Annotated in this window: 1 protein-coding gene and 1 pseudogene; both read left to right on the top strand. The window is 70.0% G+C overall.

What is annotated here, in order from left to right; translation table 11 throughout:
• Positions 1–594 (top strand): annotated as a pseudogene (locus ACEN88_RS31595) (RND transporter); the annotation flags it as partial.
• Entirely contained in the window at positions 591–1340 is a 750-nt protein-coding gene (locus ACEN88_RS31590) for a VacJ family lipoprotein (RefSeq protein ID WP_413346095.1), read from the top strand. The pseudogene ACEN88_RS31595 and the gene ACEN88_RS31590, both read left to right, overlap by 4 nt.
• Positions 1341–1441: the final 101 nt, after the last annotated feature.

Here is a 1441-nt window from a genome sequence, read left to right as displayed (position 1 = left end):
ACGGGGACGAGCCTCGGCGACGACAGCCGGCTGGGCCGCTTTGCCGATGCCGTCCTGCGCATCGCACCGGATGCGGCCGGCGGCCCGATCTCCGTGCGCCACGCGGCCGACCTGATCATCGCCGCGTTCGTGCAGGCGGCGCTGCTGGCCATCGCGACCATCGCGCTGCTGTTGTGGATCGCGTTCCGGCGCGTGGGCGATGTGCTGCTGACGATGGTGCCGCTGCTCGTGTCGAGCCTTGTCACGCTGGAGGCCTGCGTGCTGCTGCGCATCCACCTGAATTTCGCGAACATCATCGCGCTGCCGCTGCTGCTGGGCGTCGGCGTCGCTTTCAAAATCTATTACATCATGGCGTGGCGCGCCGGGCAGCCGGCCCGGCTGGAGCATCCGCTGACGCAAGCCATCGTCCTGAGCGCGGCGACCACCGGCACCGCGTTCGGCAGCCTGTGGCTGTCGCACCATCCCGGCACCGCGAGCATGGGCAAGCTGCTGGTGCTGGCACTGGTCTGCACCCTGATCGGCGCCGTGTTCTTCCAGCCCGTCCTGCTGGGGCAGCCCCGTGCCCCGGCACCTGCCGAACGAGGTCCGCCATGACCCACCCGCCGCCGCGGCGGATCGTTGCCGCCCTGCTGCTCACGCCCCTCGCGCTCCTGTCCGGCTGCGCCACGGGCCCCGGGCGCGATCCGGCCGATCCGCTGGAACCGCTCAACCGCGCCACGTTCCGCTTCAACGACACGCTCGACCGCCACATCGCGCAACCGGTCGCGCGCACGTACAACCGCACCGTGCCGCGCTTCGTCCGCACCGGTGTGGACAATTTCTTTTCCAACCTGGGCGATGTCCCCGTGATGCTCAACGATTTCGCCCAGCTGCGCCTGATGGACGGCATGAACGACCTGATGCGCGTCGCTGTGAATTCCACGTTCGGTCTGCTGGGCGTGCTCGACATCGCCACGCCTGCCGGCATCGCCAAGCGCAACCAGGACTTCGGCCTCACGCTGGGCCACTACGGGGTGCCGGCCGGCCCCTATCTCGTGCTGCCCCTGTTCGGTCCGAGCACGTTCCGCGACGCGGCGGGCTTCGGCGTCGACCAGTACGCCTCGCCCATCACCTACGCGAAGCCGGCCTCGCGCAACACGCTGTGGGGCGTCGACTTCGTCAGCACGCGGGCCCGTTACCTGAACGCGACCAATCTGCTGGAGCAGGCCGCGCTCGACCGCTATCTGTTCGTGCGCGACGCCTACCTGGGCCGCCGCCGCTCGCTGCTCGACGAGGGCAAGGAAGGGCCGCTGCCGGATTACAACAAGGAAGATGGCGGCAAAGAGGACGGCGAACAATGACACCCCAGCCCCGCCCCGAGCCGCGCACGCGCCCGCTGCAGGGCACGCCGCGCCACCCACGCCTCGCCCGCCAGCACGCACACGGAGGCGACCTGCCCCGG

The organism is Massilia sp. CT11-108, from assembly GCF_047302915.1.
In the GTDB taxonomy this organism is placed as follows: Bacteria; Pseudomonadota; Gammaproteobacteria; order Burkholderiales; family Burkholderiaceae_D; genus Telluria; species Telluria orientalis.
This window is presented reverse-complemented; position numbering and strand designations above follow the sequence as displayed.

Bases quoted from the DNA above. Each gene is read 5' to 3' on its own strand.
- ACEN88_RS31590 (WP_413346095.1), top strand. From the start codon at position 591: ATGACCCACCCGCCGCCGCGGCGGATCGTTGCCGCCCTGCTGCTCACG.